Origin of the sequence: Luteimonas panaciterrae (genome assembly GCF_020511115.1) — a bacterium.
Lineage (GTDB): Bacteria > Pseudomonadota > Gammaproteobacteria > Xanthomonadales > Xanthomonadaceae > Luteimonas > Luteimonas panaciterrae.
On record NZ_JAJAVH010000007.1, the window covers coordinates 141,281 to 157,262 of the forward strand.

Genomic DNA, 15,982 nt, shown 5'->3' on the forward strand with positions numbered 1-15,982 from the left:
GGATGTGGGCATTGATGAGGGGGAGTTGAGTAGAATCGGAATTCGCGCCCGGCGTCCGGATGCGAATTCCGGATTCTAATCGAAGGTACGACCGTCATGACCCGCCGCCGCTACCTTCAGCTCGACGTTTTCGCCAACCGTCCCGGCGCCGGCAACCCGCTGGCGGTGGTCCTCGACGCGGAAGGGCTGGACGATGCCACGATGCAAGCCATCGCGCGCTGGACGCGGCTGCCGGAAACCACCTTCGTGCTGCCGCCGGCATCGGCGGACGCGGACTACCGCCTGCGCATCTTCAGCCCACGTCGCGAGGTGCCGTTCGCGGGCCATCCGAGCGTCGGCACCGCGCATGCGGTGCTGGAGGCCGGGCTGGCGACGCCCAAGGACGGCCTGCTGGTCCAGGACGGCATCGCCGGCAAGCTGCCGCTGCGCGTGGAAGGCACCGGCTCGCGCCGCACCATCGCCGTGCGCACGCCGCGCGCGCAGATCGGCGAGATCGCCTCCGCGACCGATCCGCGCCTGCGCGAAGCGCTGCAAGGGCTGTCGCTTGGCGCGCTGCCGCCGGTGCTGATGAACGGCGGACGCCGCTGGTGGCTGGTGGAACTCGCCGACGAAGCCGCGTTGCGCGGCGCGACGCCCGACTGGACCGCGATCGGCGAGCTCGCCAACGACACCGAGAGCATGGGGCTGTGCGTCTTCGCGCGCAGCCAGGACCCGGTCTACTACCTGGCGGTCCGGGCCTGGGTCGGCGCGCCGTCGCAGTTCGAGGATGCCGCCTCCGGCGCCGCCAACGCCACACTGGCGGCGTGGCTGGCCTCGCAGAACGCCCTGCCCGGCAGCAGCGGGCATTACCGCATCAGCCAGGGCCGCGAGGTCGGGCACGATGCGATCATCGAGTTGCGCGTCGACGATCAGGGCGATGTGTGGTCCGGCGGACGCGTGGTGACGGTGGTTCGAGGCGATCTGGACTGGATCGGCAACTGAATCGACAAAAACGGAAGGAAGGAAATCTCATGCGATTGATCTTAGTGGTAGCCGCCATGCTTGCCATGCCCTGCGCGGCGCGTGCCAAGGCGCCGGATTGTCCCAGCTGGCCGACCAACATGGCCTTCGTCCACCTCAAGAACGCCGGCCTCGTGAGCAACGAGCATACGAACCCGGAGAAAGCGACGGTGGTCCGGCTCGCCTCCGAGAAGATTGACAAGGACCGGTACAGACAGGTCTACCGGATCGCCTTCCACAGCGATACCGGCCCGGACGTGGAAGTCATCACCAGCAGCGAAGCCTCGTTCGAAGAATGCTCGATGAGTCCTGTCGACGTTTACGTCGTATCGAGGCATCTCGGCGGCAAATAGCCGCACTGGCGCTTCTGGATTTTCGCCATCTTGTCCCGACGCCACTAGCGCGGCGCCTGCAATTCCCCGAGCAGCCCGGTGCCGGGCCAATCGCGCCGGCCTCCCTGCTCCGCCGCATGCACCAGGGCAAGCAGTTGCGCATTGACCGGCGCTGGCCTGCCGAGCTTCGTCGCCAGCCGCACCACTTCGCCGTTGAGCCATTCCACCTCGGTCGTGCGCCCAGCCTCCAGGTCTTCCCACATCGACGAGCGCGCCAGCGGATCGATGCGCAGCATGCGGCCGAACAGGATTCGGAACAGGAAATCCGGAAGTTCCAGCGCGCCCGGAATCCAATGCACCGGCAACGGCGTCAGCTTCGCTGGACGAATACCGGCGGCGTCCAACAATCCCAGCGCCTCACGCTGCGCGAGCGCGAGGCAACGCCGATACGCGCGCTGCGACAGTTCCTCCCGCAGCGGCCGTCCCGACAAGGCATTCACCGCATTGTTGAGATTGAGCAGCAGCTTTGCCCACTGCACGGCCCGCATGTCGTCGTGCAATTGCAGCGGCAGGCCCGCGCTATCGAAAAGCGGGAGGAAAGGCGACAGCGCATCGTGCCGCGCCACCGCCAGATCGCCTTCCGTGCCCTGGTGGAACGCGCCATCGCCACCTTGCACCACGTTGAACGGCACCATGCCGGTCAGCACCGTGCATCCGGGCAAGGCCGCGCGCAGGAGGTCGTCGTTGCCGAGGCCGTTCTGCAGACTGATCACCACGGTGCCGGGCCGCAACACCTGCGCGAGTTCGCGACCGGCATCGGCGGTGGCGGCGGCCTTCACCGTCACCAGCACCAGATCGGCGTCAGCGGCCGCCTGGGGTGTTTCCCGGAAGGCGACCTTCGCAGGCGGAACGTACACATCCAGACCACGGTAATCGCTCAGGCGAAATCCGTGCGCGGCGATCTCGCGCGCCAGCCGCGCCCGGCCGACGAAGCTGACGGCCGCGCCCGACGCCAGCAGACGCCCGCCGACATAGCAGCCGATGCTGCCGGCGCCGAAGACGCAGATGCGCGGCGCCGCGGTCACGACCCGGGAATGTCCGAAACCGAGGCACGCGCCTCCTCACGCGCCACCGCGCGCCGCCCGAGCACGACCATCGCCAGCGCCGGCAGGTACATCAGCAATCCGTAAACGGCGCCCGGCATGGCGATCTGCGGCGATTGCAGCAGGCTCAGCGCGATCACGATCGCCAGCGTGCTGTTCTGCACGCCGACCTCCATGCCGACGGTGATCGAGTCGCGCAAGGCGAGCCCGCTGATGCGCCCCAACAGATAGCCGAGGCCGATCGCCGAGCAACACAGCGTCAGCGCCGCGGGGCCGAGCTGGCTCAGCCACTCCGGCAGACGCTCGCGCTCGGCGACCGAGATGGCGACGATCAACAACAGCAAGAACCCCAAGGCGAATTTGCTGACCCACGGTTCCACCCGCACGGCAAACCCGCTGGCATAGCGCCGGATTCCCATGCCCAGCAACACGGGGATCAGCACGAGCACCGCCAGATGCAGGATGGTCTGCCCCACCGGCAGCCGGATCTCGCGCGTTTCGCCTGCGAAGAATTGCAGCGCCAGATTCACCAGCAGCGGCACGCTGACGAAAGTGATCAGCGCACTGATCACCGTCAGCGTGACCGCCAGGGCCACGTTGCCGCGCGCCAGGAACGTCAGGGCATTGGACGTGCTGCCACTGGGGCAGGCGGCGACCAGCACCAAGCCGACGGCGAATTCGGGCGACATCGGAAACAGCCACGCCATCGCGAACCCCAGCGACGGCAGCAGCAGATAGTGTCCGAGCACACCGATCAGCACCGGCTTCGGGTTCTCGCCGATGCGGCGGAAATCGCTGCCGCGCAGGGTGAGCCCGATGCCGCACATGATCACCGCGATCGCGATCGGAAGCGCGATCTTGATCAGTGGGTTGTCCTGCACGATGCCCTCCCAAGGCGTCCGCGAAGGCGCGATGGCGGCGATCGTAACCCGGATTCCCGGCGCGCAACGGCTCCGTACAACGAAGAAGGGGCCAATGGCCCCTTCTCCTTATCCGCCCAATGCAGTCCCGCCGCTCATTCGGGACGCACGTCCACGCGCACGCGGATGGTGTCGCCCGGATGGTAGTTGGTGCGGGTGGTGTAGCGGCGCCCACCGTATTCGTAGGTGACGTCGTAGGCGGCCACGCGCGAAGTGTCGACGCGGTAGTAATCGCCATTGGCCGGCACCGGATCGCAGACCGTCACTTCGGCACGGCGCGGCGGCTGGCGATTGCGCTGATTGCTGTCGTAAACGCCACGGCCGGCCATGCCGCCGACCATCGAGCCGATCGCCGCGGTGGCGTAGCGCGCCGAACCGCCGCCGACCTGGCTGCCGAGCGCGGCGCCGACGATGCCGCCGATCACGGTGGCGACATTGCGACCGGTTTCGGTGCCGCCGCGATAGTCGCGATCATCGCGGTAACCGTCGTTGCGATAGCCATCGTCACGGGAGTAGCCGTCGCGATCGTAACGATCGTCGCCGTTGTAGTAGCCGCCGTCCTGGCGCGTGTAGCAGCGCTGCTGCTGCGAGGACGGATAGCCGGATTCGATCACCGGATCGACGCGCACCACGCGCGCGTAGTCGTACTGCGAGCCGCTGCTGTTGCCGTAGCGATCCACGGTCGGCTGCGGGTAGTAGTCGTCACGCGAGTAATAGTCGGACTGCGCGGAGGCGGTCCCGACGGCCGCGACGAGGCCCAGGGCGAGGAACGAGCTTGCAAAAAGCTTGGAGGTCGCAAGGCGCTTCATGGTGGCCGGCTCCAGGGCCGCGGGTGCAAACGCCGAATTGGCGCGTGTCTAACCTAGGGGCGGTTCGGTAACGCCGTGCTGAATCGAAAGCGTTTACAGTCTGACGCCCCCGTCGCGTTTAGCGCGCCGACAGCCATCGCGCGACCCGCGATGACACCTCGACGGCCTGACGTCCGAACAAGGGACCGACGTGGCTGCCCGCGGGATCGTGGATCAGATCCGCATGCCAGCCCCGCGCCCACGCCGCGGTCAGCGCCGGAGGGACGTCTTCATCGCCTTCCGAGGCGATGAACAACACCGGGCAACCCGGTTTCTCCACCGGAACACCGGCGTGCGCCGTGCGCAGCACCGCGCCGCTGTCGTCACGCCAACGGCGGAAGGCGTACAGCGCGGTGGCGTCGTCGGCATCGATCATCGCCCGGCGCGTCGACGCCAGCCTTGCCTCGCGCCGCCATGCAATCACGTCCGGCCAGCTCCGTTCAGACAATCCTTCGTGCCAGGGCGATGGCGGCAGCGGGTTGATCAGCACCAGCGCATCCGCCTCATCGGCGCAAAGCGCGGCCAGCAGACCGCCGAGACTGGCGCCGATCAGCGCACGCGGACGCGACAGCACGCGCAGCTGCTCGCGCACTTGACGCACGTAATCGTCGAAGACGGTGAACGCCAGGCCGCGCGGAGACGGCAGCAAATCGAGCGCGTGCGCCTCCACACCCGCCGCGAGCAAGCGCTCACGCCAGACGTTCCACTCCCATCCGCCACCGCCCGCGCCGTGAATGCACAGCGCGGAGAATTTGTCGTCAGGCAAGCAGCTCGGCTTCCAGCGTGATCGGCACGGCCGAGAGCGCCTTCGAAATCGGGCAATTCTGCTTGGCGTTATCGGCGATGCTGCGGAACTTTGCCGCGTCGATGCCCGGCACCTTGGCCTGGGTCTTCAGGCGGATCGCGCTCAGCGTCGGGCCGCCTTCCAGCGACAGATCGACTTCCGCCTGCGTGTCCAGCGCCGTCGGCGGATGTCCGGCCTCGGTGAGCTTGGCCGACAGCGCCATGGTGAAGCAGCCCGCGTGCGCGGCGGCGATGAGTTCTTCCGGATTGGTGCCCTTCTCGTCGCCGAAGCGGCTGTTGAAGCCGTAACGGGTGTTGTCGAGCAATCCACTTTGCGGGGTAGCGAGGCTGCCCTTGCCGGATTTGAGATCGCCTTCCCAGTGTGCGTTGGCCTTGCGCGTGATGCCCATGTCGGTGCTCCGGATCGGGGGAATGAGATTGAGAAGGATATCGCCGCCAGCGTTACAGAAGCGTCCGGTCTTCGGAGAATTCGTGCTTTCGGCGTGACGGATTCTTCACTAATCCAGGCGGATTGCTGCGCCGCAACGGGACGCTATGTTTCTCAGCGAGGTATGGTGCATCTCCGCCATGACCGCCCGCCGAGCGCATCCGCTTAGGCGTTGCGCTCCTTCCCGGACAGCCATGACGTCCCTTTCCACCCAATCAAGGGAGAAACGGACTCATGTCCTACAGCACAGCGCAAATCCGCAATGTGGCCCTCGCAGGCCACCCCGGCGCCGGCAAGACCACCCTCTTCGAAGCCCTGCTGCATGCCGGCGGCGCCATCCAGGCGGCAGGCACCATCGAACGCGGCAGCACCGTGTCCGATTTCGATCCGATCGAGAAACAACGCGGCCACTCCATCGACGCCGCCATCGCCAGCATCGATCATGCCGCGGCTGGTCAACAGCTTGTCCACGTCAACCTGATCGACACTCCCGGCTATCCGGATTTCCGCGGCCCCACCCTCTCGGCGCTGGCCGCGGTGGAGACGGTCGCGATCGTGATCGATGCCGATTCCGGCGTCGAATACGGTACCCGGCGCATGATGGAGCGGGCGAAAGAACGCAATCTCTGCCGCGTCATCATCGTCAACAAGATCGATCATGACAGCGCCAACTGTGCCCGCGTGCTCGAGGAACTCCGCAACGAATTCGGCCCCGAGGCACTGCCGCTGAACCTTCCTGCCGACGGCGGCAAGCGCGTGATCGACTGCTTCGGCCAGTCATCGGGCGACAGCGATCTCGGCCCGGCCGCCGACTGGCACCAGAAGATCATCGACCAGGTGGTCGAGATCAACGAAACGGTGATGGATCACTATCTCGACCTCGGCGAGAGCGGCCTCTCCGGCCAGGAGCTGCACGATGCGTTCGAGCAATGCCTGCGCGAGGGGCATCTGCTGCCGATCTGCTTCGTCTCCGCGCGCAGCGGCGTCGGCATCAAGGAACTGCTCGATATCGCCGAGAAACTCTTTCCGCATCCGGGCGAGGCCAATCCGCCGCCCTTCGTGAAAGGAACCGGCGCGGACGCGCAACCGGTGGCCGCACAGCCCGATCCGAACGCGCATGTCATCGCCGACGTATTCCGCGTCGTCAATGATCCGTTCGTCGGCAAGCTCGGCATCTTCCGCGTCTATCAGGGCACGGTGAAGAAGGACACGCAGCTGTTCGTCGACGACGGCCGCAAGCCGTTCAAGGTGGCGCACCTGTTCAAGCTCAAAGGCAAGGAACACGTCGAGATCGCGCAGGCGGTGCCAGGCGACATCGCCGCGGTCGCCAAGGTCGACGAACTGCATTTCGACGCCGTGCTGCACGATTCTCACGACGAGGATCAGATCCATCTCGCGCCGCTGGATTTCCCCAGGCCGATGTTCGGCCTCGCCGTGGAAGCCGCCAGCAAGGGCCAGGAACAGAAGCTGTCGACCGCCCTGCACAAACTGGCCGAGGAAGACCCCTGTTTCCGCGTCGAGCACGAGACCGAGACCAACGAGACGGTGATCCGCGGGCTGTCCGATCTGCACCTGCGCATCAACCTCGACCGCTTGAAGGATCGCCACGGCGTCGAGGTGACCACGCGCCCGCCGCGCATCGCCTACCGCGAGACCGTCAGCGCCAAGGCCGAAGGCCATCATCGCCACAAGAAGCAGACCGGCGGTGCCGGCCAGTTCGGTGAGGTCTTTCTGCGCATCGAACCGCTGCCGCGCGGCAGCGGCTTCGAGTTCGTCGATGAGGTGAAGGGAGGCACGATTCCGGGACAGTTCTTGCCGGCCGTGGAAAAAGGCGTGCGCCAGGTGCTCAGCGGTGGCGCGATCGCCGGCTATCCGATGCAGGACGTGCGGGTGATCGTCTACGACGGCAAGCACCATCCGGTCGACAGCAAGGAAGTCGCCTTCGTCGCCGCCGGCAAGAAGGCCTTCCTCGATGCCATCACCAAGGCCCGGCCGCAGGTGCTGGAACCGATCGTCGATCTCGATGTGGCCGCGCCCGAGCAGAACATGGGCGACATCAGCGGCGGCCTCGCCGGCAAGCGCGCGCGCATCAACGGCACCGACGCGGCCAAGGGCGGCGAGATCGTGATCAAGGCGCAGGTGCCGCTGTCGGAACTGGAAGGCTACGCCGCGGAGCTGAAGTCCGTCACCGCCGGCCGTGGCCGCTATTCACTGGATTTCAGCCACTACGAGCCGGTGCCGACGCAAGTGCAGCAACGGTTGGTGGATGCCTACAAGCCGAAGCACGAAGAAGATTGATGGAGACCGCCTCGAAGGGATTCGGCGGAGAGGCCTATGCACTTCGCCGGATCCTTTCGTTGCATGCGCGACACGGCTCCCGCGACGGCTACGCTCCTTCTGAAAGCCTCCTGTCAAACAGCCGGAGCCCGCCGGCATGATGGACCGCTCCTGCCATAAGCGCCTCCCCGCATGAACTCGCTGTCACCCGACGCCGCCCGCTGGCTCGCCGACGCCATCCTGGCGCTGCACGTGGGCGTGGTGGCGTTCGTCGTGCTGGGGATGCTGGCGATCCTGATCGGCGGCCCGTTCGGCTGGGCGTGGGTGCGCCGACCGGCCTTCCGCATCGCGCATTTGCTGCTGATGCTCTTCATCGCGCTGCAGGCCTGGCTGGGCGAACTTTGCCCGCTGACGGTCTGGGAGCAGGCGCTGCGAATCCATGCCGGACAAGCCACTTACAACGAATCCTTCATCCAGCACTGGCTGTCGCGGATGATCTTTTTCGACGTGCCGTGGTGGACTTTCGTTGCCGCCTACAGCGCGTTCGCCGCACTCGCCGTGCTGTGCTGGATGCTCTGGCCACCCCGACGCACGCGTCGGCGCTGACCGCCGTCCCTCCCCCATTCGTAAAAAAACAGCGCTTTTTTTGCGTTTTCCTATTGGCGCGGACGCGCAGTTGCCCTACATTTCCACTGCCGACAAGATCGGCCAGACAATTCCAATCATCCATTACGGAACAGGAAAACATGGCGAAGAAAGCAAAAACTGCGGCTAAGAAGGCTGCCCCGAAGAAAGCAGCGAAGCCCGCGGCGCCGAAGCCGATCAAAGAGGCGCTCGGCAAAGCGGGCCTCGTGGCGTATATCGCCGATGCCACCTCCGTCGCGGCGAAAGACGTCCGCGCCGTACTGGCTGCGCTCGAAGGCGCGGTCCACGCATCGGTCAGCAAGAAGGGCGCGGGTACGTTCACGCTGCCGGGCCTGCTGAAGGTCAATGTCCAGGACGTGCCGGCGAAGCCGAAGCGTAAGGGCATCAATCCCTTCACCAAGGAAGAGCAGTGGTTCGCCGCCAAGCCCGCGACCCGCAAGGTCAAGGTGCGCACGCTGGCCAAGCTCAAGGCTGCCGCGCTGTCTTGATCGTGCTGTTCTGATTCAGGCGTCGTGCCATCGGCGGGGACGTGGCAACCCCCTTCCCGCCGATGTCGAGAGGCCGGAGCTTTTCCTCGGGAAAGCCCGGCTTTTTCATATCTGCGTGAACATACCGGCCATCGCGTCACCGTCGACGCCGCGAGAAGCACGCAGTAGGATGCCGCCGTTGCCCAAGGCCGGAGAATCCTCGTGAACAAGCGCATCGTGATCTGCGGCCTGCTGATGTCGCTGGCTTCGCTGATCCTGGGATACGTCGTGCATGGTCTGCTGCTCGGCCACGACTATCAGCCGTTGATGGGCACGCTGATCCGCACGCAGGAAGATTCGCAGCACTACTTCCCATGGATGATCGTCGCCCACCTGCTGACCGGCTATGCGATGACCTGGATCTACGCGAAGGGATTCACCGCCGGCAAGAGCGTGTCCGGCCAGGGCTTGCGCTTCGGCATCGCGGTGGCGCTGCTGGTGGCCGTTCCCCACTACCTCATCTATTACGCGGTGCAGCCGACGCCGGCCGTGCTGGCGGTCAAGCAGATCGTGTTCGACAGCCTGCGCTTCGTGCTGCTGGGCCTGCTCGTGGCCTACCTGCACCCGCAGCGCGCGACGCTGGCCGAGCGCGCATGAAGCGAGCTTGCATAAGGTGAGCTTGTATAAGGCATGTACTCATTCACTAATGGAATGTTCACCCGGCTTGCGTAGGGTGCGCATGAAAACTTCCCGCTGACCGGAATCCGATGGCGATGGCTTCCTCCACGAAATCCTGGCTGCTCGCAGGCACGCTCGTCTTCCTCGCCGCCTGCGGCGGCAAATCGGCGACCGATGCGCAACAGCAGGACGACCAGCAAGCCGGCCTGCCGAAACCGCAGCAAGGCGATGGCTCGGTCACCGGCATGTCGTCGAAACCGGGGCCGGGCGATGTGCCGCTCTCCGGTAGTCCGCCACCCGCGCCGGCACCGGCGCAGGATCAAGTTGACCTGCTCAATCCGAATCCGGAGACAGGCGCCCTTCCTGGTGGCGTGCCCGCCGCCGACAACACGGGCGCGGCATCGACGGAACCGACCGCCGAGGACGCGGCGGCCGTCATCCGCGATTACTACAGCTCGATCGACAGCCGCAGCTATGCGCGCGCCTACGCGCTGTGGTCGAACGGCGGCCAGGCCAGCAATCAGACGCCGCAGCAGTTCGCCGACGGCTTCGCCAACACCGCGCGCGTCAGCGTCGAGGTCGGCGCACCCGGCAACGAAGATGCCGGTGCAGGCCAGCGCTACATCCAAGTGCCGGTGACGATCACCGCCACGCAGGCCGACGGCAGCGTGCGCCGCTACGATGGCACCTATACCCTGCATCGCACCGTCGTCGACGGCGCTACCGCCGAGCAGCGCGCCTGGCGTATCCATTCGGCGGATTTGCGCGAACTGAAGCTGTAACCCGCGAGACTTTGCCGCCCCGCCTGTTTCACTTCATTCCCGCCTTCGCGGGAATGACAACCGCAACGAGCTTCTACAACTCGAATCGATAGCTGAGCTTCACCAGCAACTGCTCGTCATCGCGCAACGCGAAGCTGTCGTGCAACAGGCCGCCGAGGTCATCCGAATCGTCGTGCCGGTCGAGCCCGCCTCGGCCATAGACCACATAGAGATACGACAGCGGTGCCAGTTCGTAGCGATAGCGGATCTGGAACCCGAGATTACTCAGGCCAATATCGTTGACCGGCTCATTGCTGGGCACCGCATTGCCGGCCGCATCCACACGATACGCTTGTTGCAGCTTCGCGTTCACGGCGATCGCCTGCAGCTTCACCCGCAACTCCTGCCGGCTGCCGATGTTCCAGTTCAGCCCGGCGTTGAAATCCACCTCGCGCTCCTCGAACCGGCCGATCAGGTTGTCGTATTCCCAGTTCAACCAGTTCTGGATGTGGTCGGTGTAGAAGCCGGCATAAACGCTGAAGGCATCGCTGATGAAATAGGTGCCGGTGTATTTGAGGCTGTAGCCGAGCCGCCTGCTTTCGTTCACCAGCCCGCGAGTAAACAACTCCGATTCGAGTTCATGCGCCCAGTTGCCCTTGCGTGGACGCTCGTACTGGAAATCGACGTAGAACCCCGCCGGAATTTTCAGCGCACCATGACCGCGGGTCAGCAGATCGTCGACGCCGGCGCTGTTGAGATTGATCTGCGCATACTCGTAACTGCCGTCGCGCAGGCGGCTTTCGCGGCTGATGCGGAACTGGTCGTTGAGCCTGTCGCCGTGATCGTTGCGGTTGGTGGTAATGCGGAAGCGCCAGTCCTTGGAGGCATAGCGCGATTCCGCCGGCAGATCGGTGAAGCGGCGATTGACCTGCCAATGCAGATAGTTGGTGCTGTTGCGCGACAGATAACCGGCGTCGTTGATCTGCAGATCGTTGCCGAAATGCATGGCGATCCACTGCTGGCGCCAGCCATGGTCCATCTCGTAATCGGCCCAGACGGTCGCGCCCATGTCGCGCACGGTGTCGCCTGACTGTTCGATCTGGCTGCCGAAAAGACGCGTGCGGATGTTCCAGCGTGGCGTCGGCCGCCAGTTGTGATCGAAGCCGAGCACCGTGGCCTCGCGATCGAGATAAGGCCGCTCAACCTGGGTGAGCATCATGCCCAGGTTCTGATTGCTGAAATCGCGCACCAGGCGCAGTGCGCGGAACGAACGGCCGACCTCGCCCCCCTCCTCCGCGACGAACACGCCGTACTTGGTCGCACCCACGCTGCCGTTGAGCTTGACCGCCGCCGTGATGTCGCCGGACCCGTTGCCGTCGTCGGCCGGGCCACCGACGCGCCGCGTGTAGAGCAGCTGACTGAAGTCCGACGGTGTGGTGTATTCGAACAACCCCTGGTTTTCGGTGAAGAACGGCCGCTTGTCGCTGATGAAGGTCTCGGTGGCACCGAAGTTGACCACCAGGTCGTCGCTCTCCACCTGCCCGAAGTCCGGATTGATCGTCGCCGTCGCCTGGAACTGGCCGTTGGGCTTCCAGAAGATGTCGACGCCGCCGTCGAAATCGCGATCGTGCCGCACGTTGTCGTACAGACCGGAGACGTAGGGCGTGATCGCCAGCAACGCCTGGTTGTACTGCTTCAGCTCCACGGCGTTGAAGTCGGACAGGAAGCGTGGCCGCTCGTAACTGGCAACCGGCCAGGCCGAGCGCTCGCCGGTCGAGCCGATCACGCGATCCAGATAGAGCTTCACCGTGCGCATGTCGCCATCGGCCTTGTGCATCGGCGCGATGTACCAGGGAATCAGCATCTCGACCGTCCAGCCGTCGGCGTCCTCGGCGACGGCGCGCTGCCAGTTGCCGTCCCAGTCCTCGTTGAACTGGTTCTCGTTGGTGATCACCGCGTCGTAGACATCGCCGGTCGAGGCGACCGTGAAGTCGTAGCCGGTGCGGCCGTCGCCGTCGAAATCGATCATCAGGTTGACACGGTCGACCTGATCGTTGAAATCGCGCTGCACGCGCTGGCGCGTGCGTGGAACGGACGCCGGCTGCAGGTTCCTGAAAGCGATCGCCAGGCCCTCTGGCGTGGCCAGGATCCAGGCTTCCGTCGGCACCGAGGCCGGCGTGCCGTTCAGTGGTTGCACCTTACGGAAGTCGGTGACGTGGCGCGCGTCGCGCCACTCCTCCGGATCGATCCGGCCATCGATTTCAACAGCGTAGGCGGGTGCGGACAGTGCGGTCAGCACAGCCAGGGCCAGTCGGGCAGCGCGCATCAGAGGATTCCCATCGGGCCGATGCCCGTTGGCGCGCAAGTTAGCGTCGCCGCCAGCCGTTACCGACTGGCATCAGTCATGGCAACCTTTTTCCGCTTTGCTGCATCCGGCAGGAAGAGACGACCCGCCGGCCGGCGTTTTCAGCGCTTGGGCTGGAGCATGGTCCCGGTGCAGTTCTTGGCGCCGCACTTGCAGGCCCACAGCTTCTTCAGCTTGGCGGTGTGCGGCTCGTCGAGGACGATGCCGTAGTTGTAGGTCAGCTCCTCGCCCGGCTTGATGTCGCGGCTCGCCTCGATGAACACCTTGTCCTTGTGGCGCTTGCCCTTGCCGTTTTCCTCGATCACGGATTCGCAGTTCGGCTTGCAGCTGTGGTTGATCCAGCGCGCGATGTTGCCGTCGACATTGGCGTCGATCACGTAATCGTCGTTGAGCGTGAACAGGAAGGTGTGGCCGTTCTCGTCGTCGTCGCCGTAAGCCTCGTCGACCTCTGCGTGGGTGCGGAGCTTGCCCTTGTAGCGAACGATGCGCTCGCCTTTCTTGATTTCTTCGGTGGCGAAAACGCCGTTGCCGTGGATGGGGGACAAGCGGGCGGCGATCTTTTTCTTGGGCATGGGCGATCCGTGGGGGTGAGGAGCCGCGCTTAGCCGATGCCCTATCGGCATCGGCTGCGGCCCCGAACGCCCGGCCATGGATGGCCGGGCCGGTGCATCCGCAGCCGACTAAGTCGCGCCACGGACGGCCCCCATATTACCAAGGCACGCAAGCCCACCTTCACCCTCCCCAGACACGCACCACGACCACGCAACGATCCGTTGCGCCATCCCCCGCCAAACAAGCCCTCCCCACACCGATTCGGCCATTGAGCCCGACCTGGCTAAAAGAGTACAATTTCGGTACTATTTGTTCAGTACCATTTAAACTCCCAGCCAGAAGCCGTCGCACGCGCGGCTGCTTCGAGCCAGCCGCCATGCTCCGAATCACCAAGCTCACCGACTACGCCACCGTCGTCCTGACCGTGCTGGCGAACGAACCCGAGGCTGTCGCCAGCGCCGCCGGTCTCGCCGAGCGGGCGGGCCTCGAAGCGCCGACCGTGGCCAAGGTCCTCAAACCCCTCGCCCAGGCCGGCCTGGTCGAAGCCTTCCGCGGCGCCAACGGCGGCTATCGCCTGGCGCGCCCGGCCAGCGAGATCAGCCTGCTCGAAATCGTGAACGCGATGGAAGGCCCGCTCGGCATGACCGAATGCAGTCTGCACTCGGGCACCTGCGGCATCGAACGCTCCTGCAACGTGCGCGCTAACTGGCGCCGCATCAACGACGTCGTCGCCGATGCCCTGCGCGGCATCTCGCTCGCGCACATGCTCAACGACACCCCGCCCGACGCTTCTCCCCTCACCCGCAAGCCAGCCGGTACGCGTGCCGCATCCCGCGGAATCCCTGCGCGGCTGGCAGCCAGCTGACCCCACATGTCCGTAGAAAACGCCGAAATCCTCGAACAGCTCGGTCGCCGCTACAGCGCCGGCTTCGTCACCGACATCGAGTCCGACAGCTTCCCGCCCGGCCTCGACGAAGACGTCGTGCGCGCCCTGTCCGCGAAGAAGCAAGAGCCCGAGTGGATGACCGAATGGCGCGTGGCCGCCTACCGCCATTGGCTGACTATGCCGATGCCGCACTGGGCCAAGCTCAACATCGCGCCGATCGACTTCCAGACGATCAGCTACTACTCCGCGCCGAAGGCCAAGTACGCCTCGCTCGACGAGGTGCCGCAGGAACTGCTCGACACCTACGAGAAGCTCGGTGTGCCGCTGCATGAACGCGCCAAGCTCGCCGGCGTCGCCGTCGATGCGGTGTTCGACTCGGTCAGCGTCGGGACCACCTTCCGCGCCGATCTGGCCAAGCACGGCGTCATCTTCTGCTCGATGTCCGAGGCGATCCGCGAACATCCGGAGCTGGTCAAGCAATACCTCGGCAGCGTCGTCCCCACGCACGACAACTACTTCGCCGCGCTCAACGCGGCGGTGTTCTCCGACGGCAGCTTCGTCTACATCCCCAAGGGCGTGCGCTGCCCGATGGAGCTGTCCACGTATTTCCGCATCAACGCGATGAACACCGGGCAGTTCGAACGCACCTTGATCATCGCCGAGGACAAGAGCTACGTCTCCTACCTGGAAGGCTGCACCGCGCCGATGCGCGACGACAACCAGCTGCACGCGGCGGTCGTCGAACTGGTCGCGCTGGAAGACGCCGAGATCAAATATTCCACCGTGCAGAACTGGTATCCGGGCGACGAGGAAGGCCGCGGCGGCATCTTCAACTTCGTCACCAAGCGCGGCGAGTGCCGCGGCGCACGCAGCAAGATTTCCTGGACACAGGTCGAGACCGGCTCGGCGATCACCTGGAAATATCCATCCTGCGTGCTGCTGGGCGACGACTCCACCGGCGAATTCCACTCCGTCGCCCTCACCCACCATCGCCAGCAGGCCGATACCGGCACCAAGATGATCCATATCGGCAAGCGCACCAAGTCGAAGATCGTCAGCAAGGGCATCAGCGCAGGACGCGGCCAGAATTCCTACCGCGGCCTGGTGAAGGTGGAGCGCAGCGCCGAGGGCGCGCGCAACTACACGCAATGCGACTCCCTGCTGATCGGCAAGCAGTGCGGCGCGCACACCTTCCCGTACATCGAGGTCAAGCATCCCAGCGCGACCGTCGAGCACGAAGCCACCACCTCGAAGATCTCCGACGACCAGCTGTTCTATTGCCGCAGCCGTGGCATCTCGCAGGAAGACGCGGTGAGCCTGATCGTCGACGGCTTCTGCAAGCAGGTATTCAAGGAACTGCCGATGGAGTTCGCGGTGGAGGCGAAGAAGTTGCTGGAAGTGAGTCTGGAGGGTTCCGTCGGATGAAAATCACGTCACTGCTTGTACTTCTTGCCTTGTCGCAGAGTGCCTTCGCCGGCGACACCGAGACCACGCAATGCCAGGCCGACGGCAGCCAGCAGCAGTTGAACGCATGCGCGGCCGAGGATTTCGCCAGAGCCGACAAAGAGCTCAATGGCGTCTACAAGCAGATCCTCTCGGAATACAAGGACAATCCGTTGTTTCTCGAGAAGCTCAAGGCCGCCCAGCGGCTTTGGGTGCAGCTGCGTGACGCCGAGGTCGAGGCCAGATTCCCTGTCGCCAAATCCGAGACTGGCACCCAGGTTTGGGGTTCGTCCTATCCGATGAGTGTCGATGGCTACCGTGCCGAGCTCACCAGACAACGAACACGCCAACTGCATCTCTGGCTCGACGGCTTGCCGGAAGGCGACCTGTCCGCCGGATCGGTCCGCTGGAAACAGGACTAAGCGGCGAAACCAGCCGGTCGAATGCCGCCGCACCGCCATCGGACGACTGATCG

17 protein-coding genes are annotated in these 15,982 nt (G+C 65.1%); 10 read left to right on the plus strand and 7 right to left on the minus strand.

What is annotated here, in order from left to right:
• The first annotated feature begins 96 nt into the window (after positions 1 to 96).
• Complete coding sequence (locus LG367_RS08715; RefSeq protein WP_226468855.1) at positions 97 to 981, plus strand: PhzF family phenazine biosynthesis protein; 885 nt, start codon at positions 97 to 99, stop codon at positions 979 to 981.
• 29 nt (positions 982 to 1,010) lie between these two features.
• A complete protein-coding gene (locus LG367_RS08720) occupies positions 1,011 to 1,352 on the plus strand; it encodes a hypothetical protein (protein WP_226468856.1) in 342 nt (113 codons plus the stop codon).
• Between the two features lie 44 nt (positions 1,353 to 1,396).
• Here the strand turns inward: LG367_RS08720 and LG367_RS08725 are convergent, their stop codons facing one another.
• The 5 genes from LG367_RS08725 to LG367_RS08745 all read right to left on the minus strand — a co-directional run bounded on the left by LG367_RS08725 (position 1,397) and on the right by LG367_RS08745 (position 5,395).
• Positions 1,397 to 2,416: a 2-dehydropantoate 2-reductase gene (locus LG367_RS08725; protein WP_226468857.1), complete on the minus strand. Its 1,020-nt coding sequence runs from the start codon at positions 2,414 to 2,416 to the stop codon at positions 1,397 to 1,399.
• Positions 2,413 to 3,411, minus strand: coding sequence for a bile acid:sodium symporter family protein (locus LG367_RS08730; protein WP_425490945.1), 999 nt, complete (start codon positions 3,409 to 3,411; stop codon positions 2,413 to 2,415). Before LG367_RS08730 ends, LG367_RS08725 begins: the two co-directional genes overlap by 4 nt.
• 38 nt (positions 3,412 to 3,449) lie before the next feature.
• Positions 3,450 to 4,163, minus strand: coding sequence for a glycine zipper 2TM domain-containing protein (locus LG367_RS08735; protein ID WP_226468859.1), 714 nt, complete (start codon positions 4,161 to 4,163; stop codon positions 3,450 to 3,452).
• A gap of 118 nt (positions 4,164 to 4,281) precedes the next feature.
• Positions 4,282 to 4,968, minus strand: coding sequence for an alpha/beta hydrolase (locus tag LG367_RS08740; RefSeq protein WP_226468860.1), 687 nt, complete (start codon positions 4,966 to 4,968; stop codon positions 4,282 to 4,284).
• Entirely contained in the window at positions 4,961 to 5,395 is a 435-nt protein-coding gene (locus LG367_RS08745; RefSeq protein WP_226468861.1) for an OsmC family protein, read from the minus strand. The genes LG367_RS08740 and LG367_RS08745 overlap by 8 nt, the downstream gene beginning before the upstream one ends.
• A 272-nt stretch (positions 5,396 to 5,667) precedes the next feature.
• Here LG367_RS08745 and fusA point away from each other — a divergent pair, with 272 nt between their 5' ends.
• The 5 genes from fusA to LG367_RS08770 all read left to right on the plus strand — a co-directional run bounded on the left by fusA (position 5,668) and on the right by LG367_RS08770 (position 10,282).
• Entirely contained in the window at positions 5,668 to 7,731 is a 2,064-nt protein-coding gene (gene fusA / locus LG367_RS08750) for an elongation factor G (protein ID WP_226468862.1), read from the plus strand.
• A gap of 171 nt (positions 7,732 to 7,902) precedes the next feature.
• Positions 7,903 to 8,316 (plus strand): DUF2784 domain-containing protein, encoded by a 414-nt coding sequence (locus LG367_RS08755; RefSeq protein ID WP_226468863.1) that lies wholly within the window; start codon positions 7,903 to 7,905, stop codon positions 8,314 to 8,316.
• A gap of 140 nt (positions 8,317 to 8,456) precedes the next feature.
• Positions 8,457 to 8,843 carry an HU family DNA-binding protein gene (locus LG367_RS08760; protein WP_226468864.1) on the plus strand — a complete coding sequence of 129 codons (387 nt, stop codon included), beginning with the start codon at positions 8,457 to 8,459 and terminating at the stop codon, positions 8,841 to 8,843.
• Positions 8,844 to 9,044: 201 nt separating this feature from the next.
• Positions 9,045 to 9,479 carry a hypothetical protein gene (locus LG367_RS08765; RefSeq protein ID WP_226468865.1) on the plus strand — a complete coding sequence of 145 codons (435 nt, stop codon included), beginning with the start codon at positions 9,045 to 9,047 and terminating at the stop codon, positions 9,477 to 9,479.
• A gap of 116 nt (positions 9,480 to 9,595) precedes the next feature.
• The gene (locus tag LG367_RS08770; protein WP_226468866.1) at positions 9,596 to 10,282 is read left to right on the plus strand and encodes a hypothetical protein; all 687 of its coding nucleotides are present in this window, start codon (positions 9,596 to 9,598) and stop codon (positions 10,280 to 10,282) included.
• 73 nt (positions 10,283 to 10,355) lie between these two features.
• Here the strand turns inward: LG367_RS08770 and LG367_RS08775 are convergent, their stop codons facing one another.
• Positions 10,356 to 12,587, minus strand: a complete 2,232-nt coding sequence (locus tag LG367_RS08775) for a DUF5916 domain-containing protein (RefSeq protein WP_226468867.1) — start codon at positions 12,585 to 12,587, stop codon at positions 10,356 to 10,358.
• A gap of 140 nt (positions 12,588 to 12,727) precedes the next feature.
• A complete protein-coding gene (locus LG367_RS08780) occupies positions 12,728 to 13,198 on the minus strand; it encodes an SET domain-containing protein (protein WP_226468868.1) in 471 nt (156 codons plus the stop codon).
• 356 nt (positions 13,199 to 13,554) lie between these two features.
• Here LG367_RS08780 and LG367_RS08785 point away from each other — a divergent pair, with 356 nt between their 5' ends.
• The 3 genes from LG367_RS08785 to LG367_RS08795 are packed head-to-tail and all read left to right on the plus strand — an operon-like array spanning position 13,555 to position 15,929.
• Complete coding sequence (locus LG367_RS08785) at positions 13,555 to 14,043, plus strand: SUF system Fe-S cluster assembly regulator (protein ID WP_226468869.1); 489 nt, start codon at positions 13,555 to 13,557, stop codon at positions 14,041 to 14,043.
• A 6-nt stretch (positions 14,044 to 14,049) separates the two neighbouring features.
• On the plus strand, positions 14,050 to 15,489 hold the full coding sequence (sufB, locus tag LG367_RS08790) for a Fe-S cluster assembly protein SufB (protein ID WP_226468870.1): 1,440 nt from the start codon (positions 14,050 to 14,052) through the stop codon (positions 15,487 to 15,489).
• The gene (locus tag LG367_RS08795) at positions 15,486 to 15,929 is read left to right on the plus strand and encodes a lysozyme inhibitor LprI family protein (RefSeq protein WP_226468871.1); all 444 of its coding nucleotides are present in this window, start codon (positions 15,486 to 15,488) and stop codon (positions 15,927 to 15,929) included. Before sufB ends, LG367_RS08795 begins: the two co-directional genes overlap by 4 nt.
• Positions 15,930 to 15,982 lie beyond the last annotated feature (53 nt).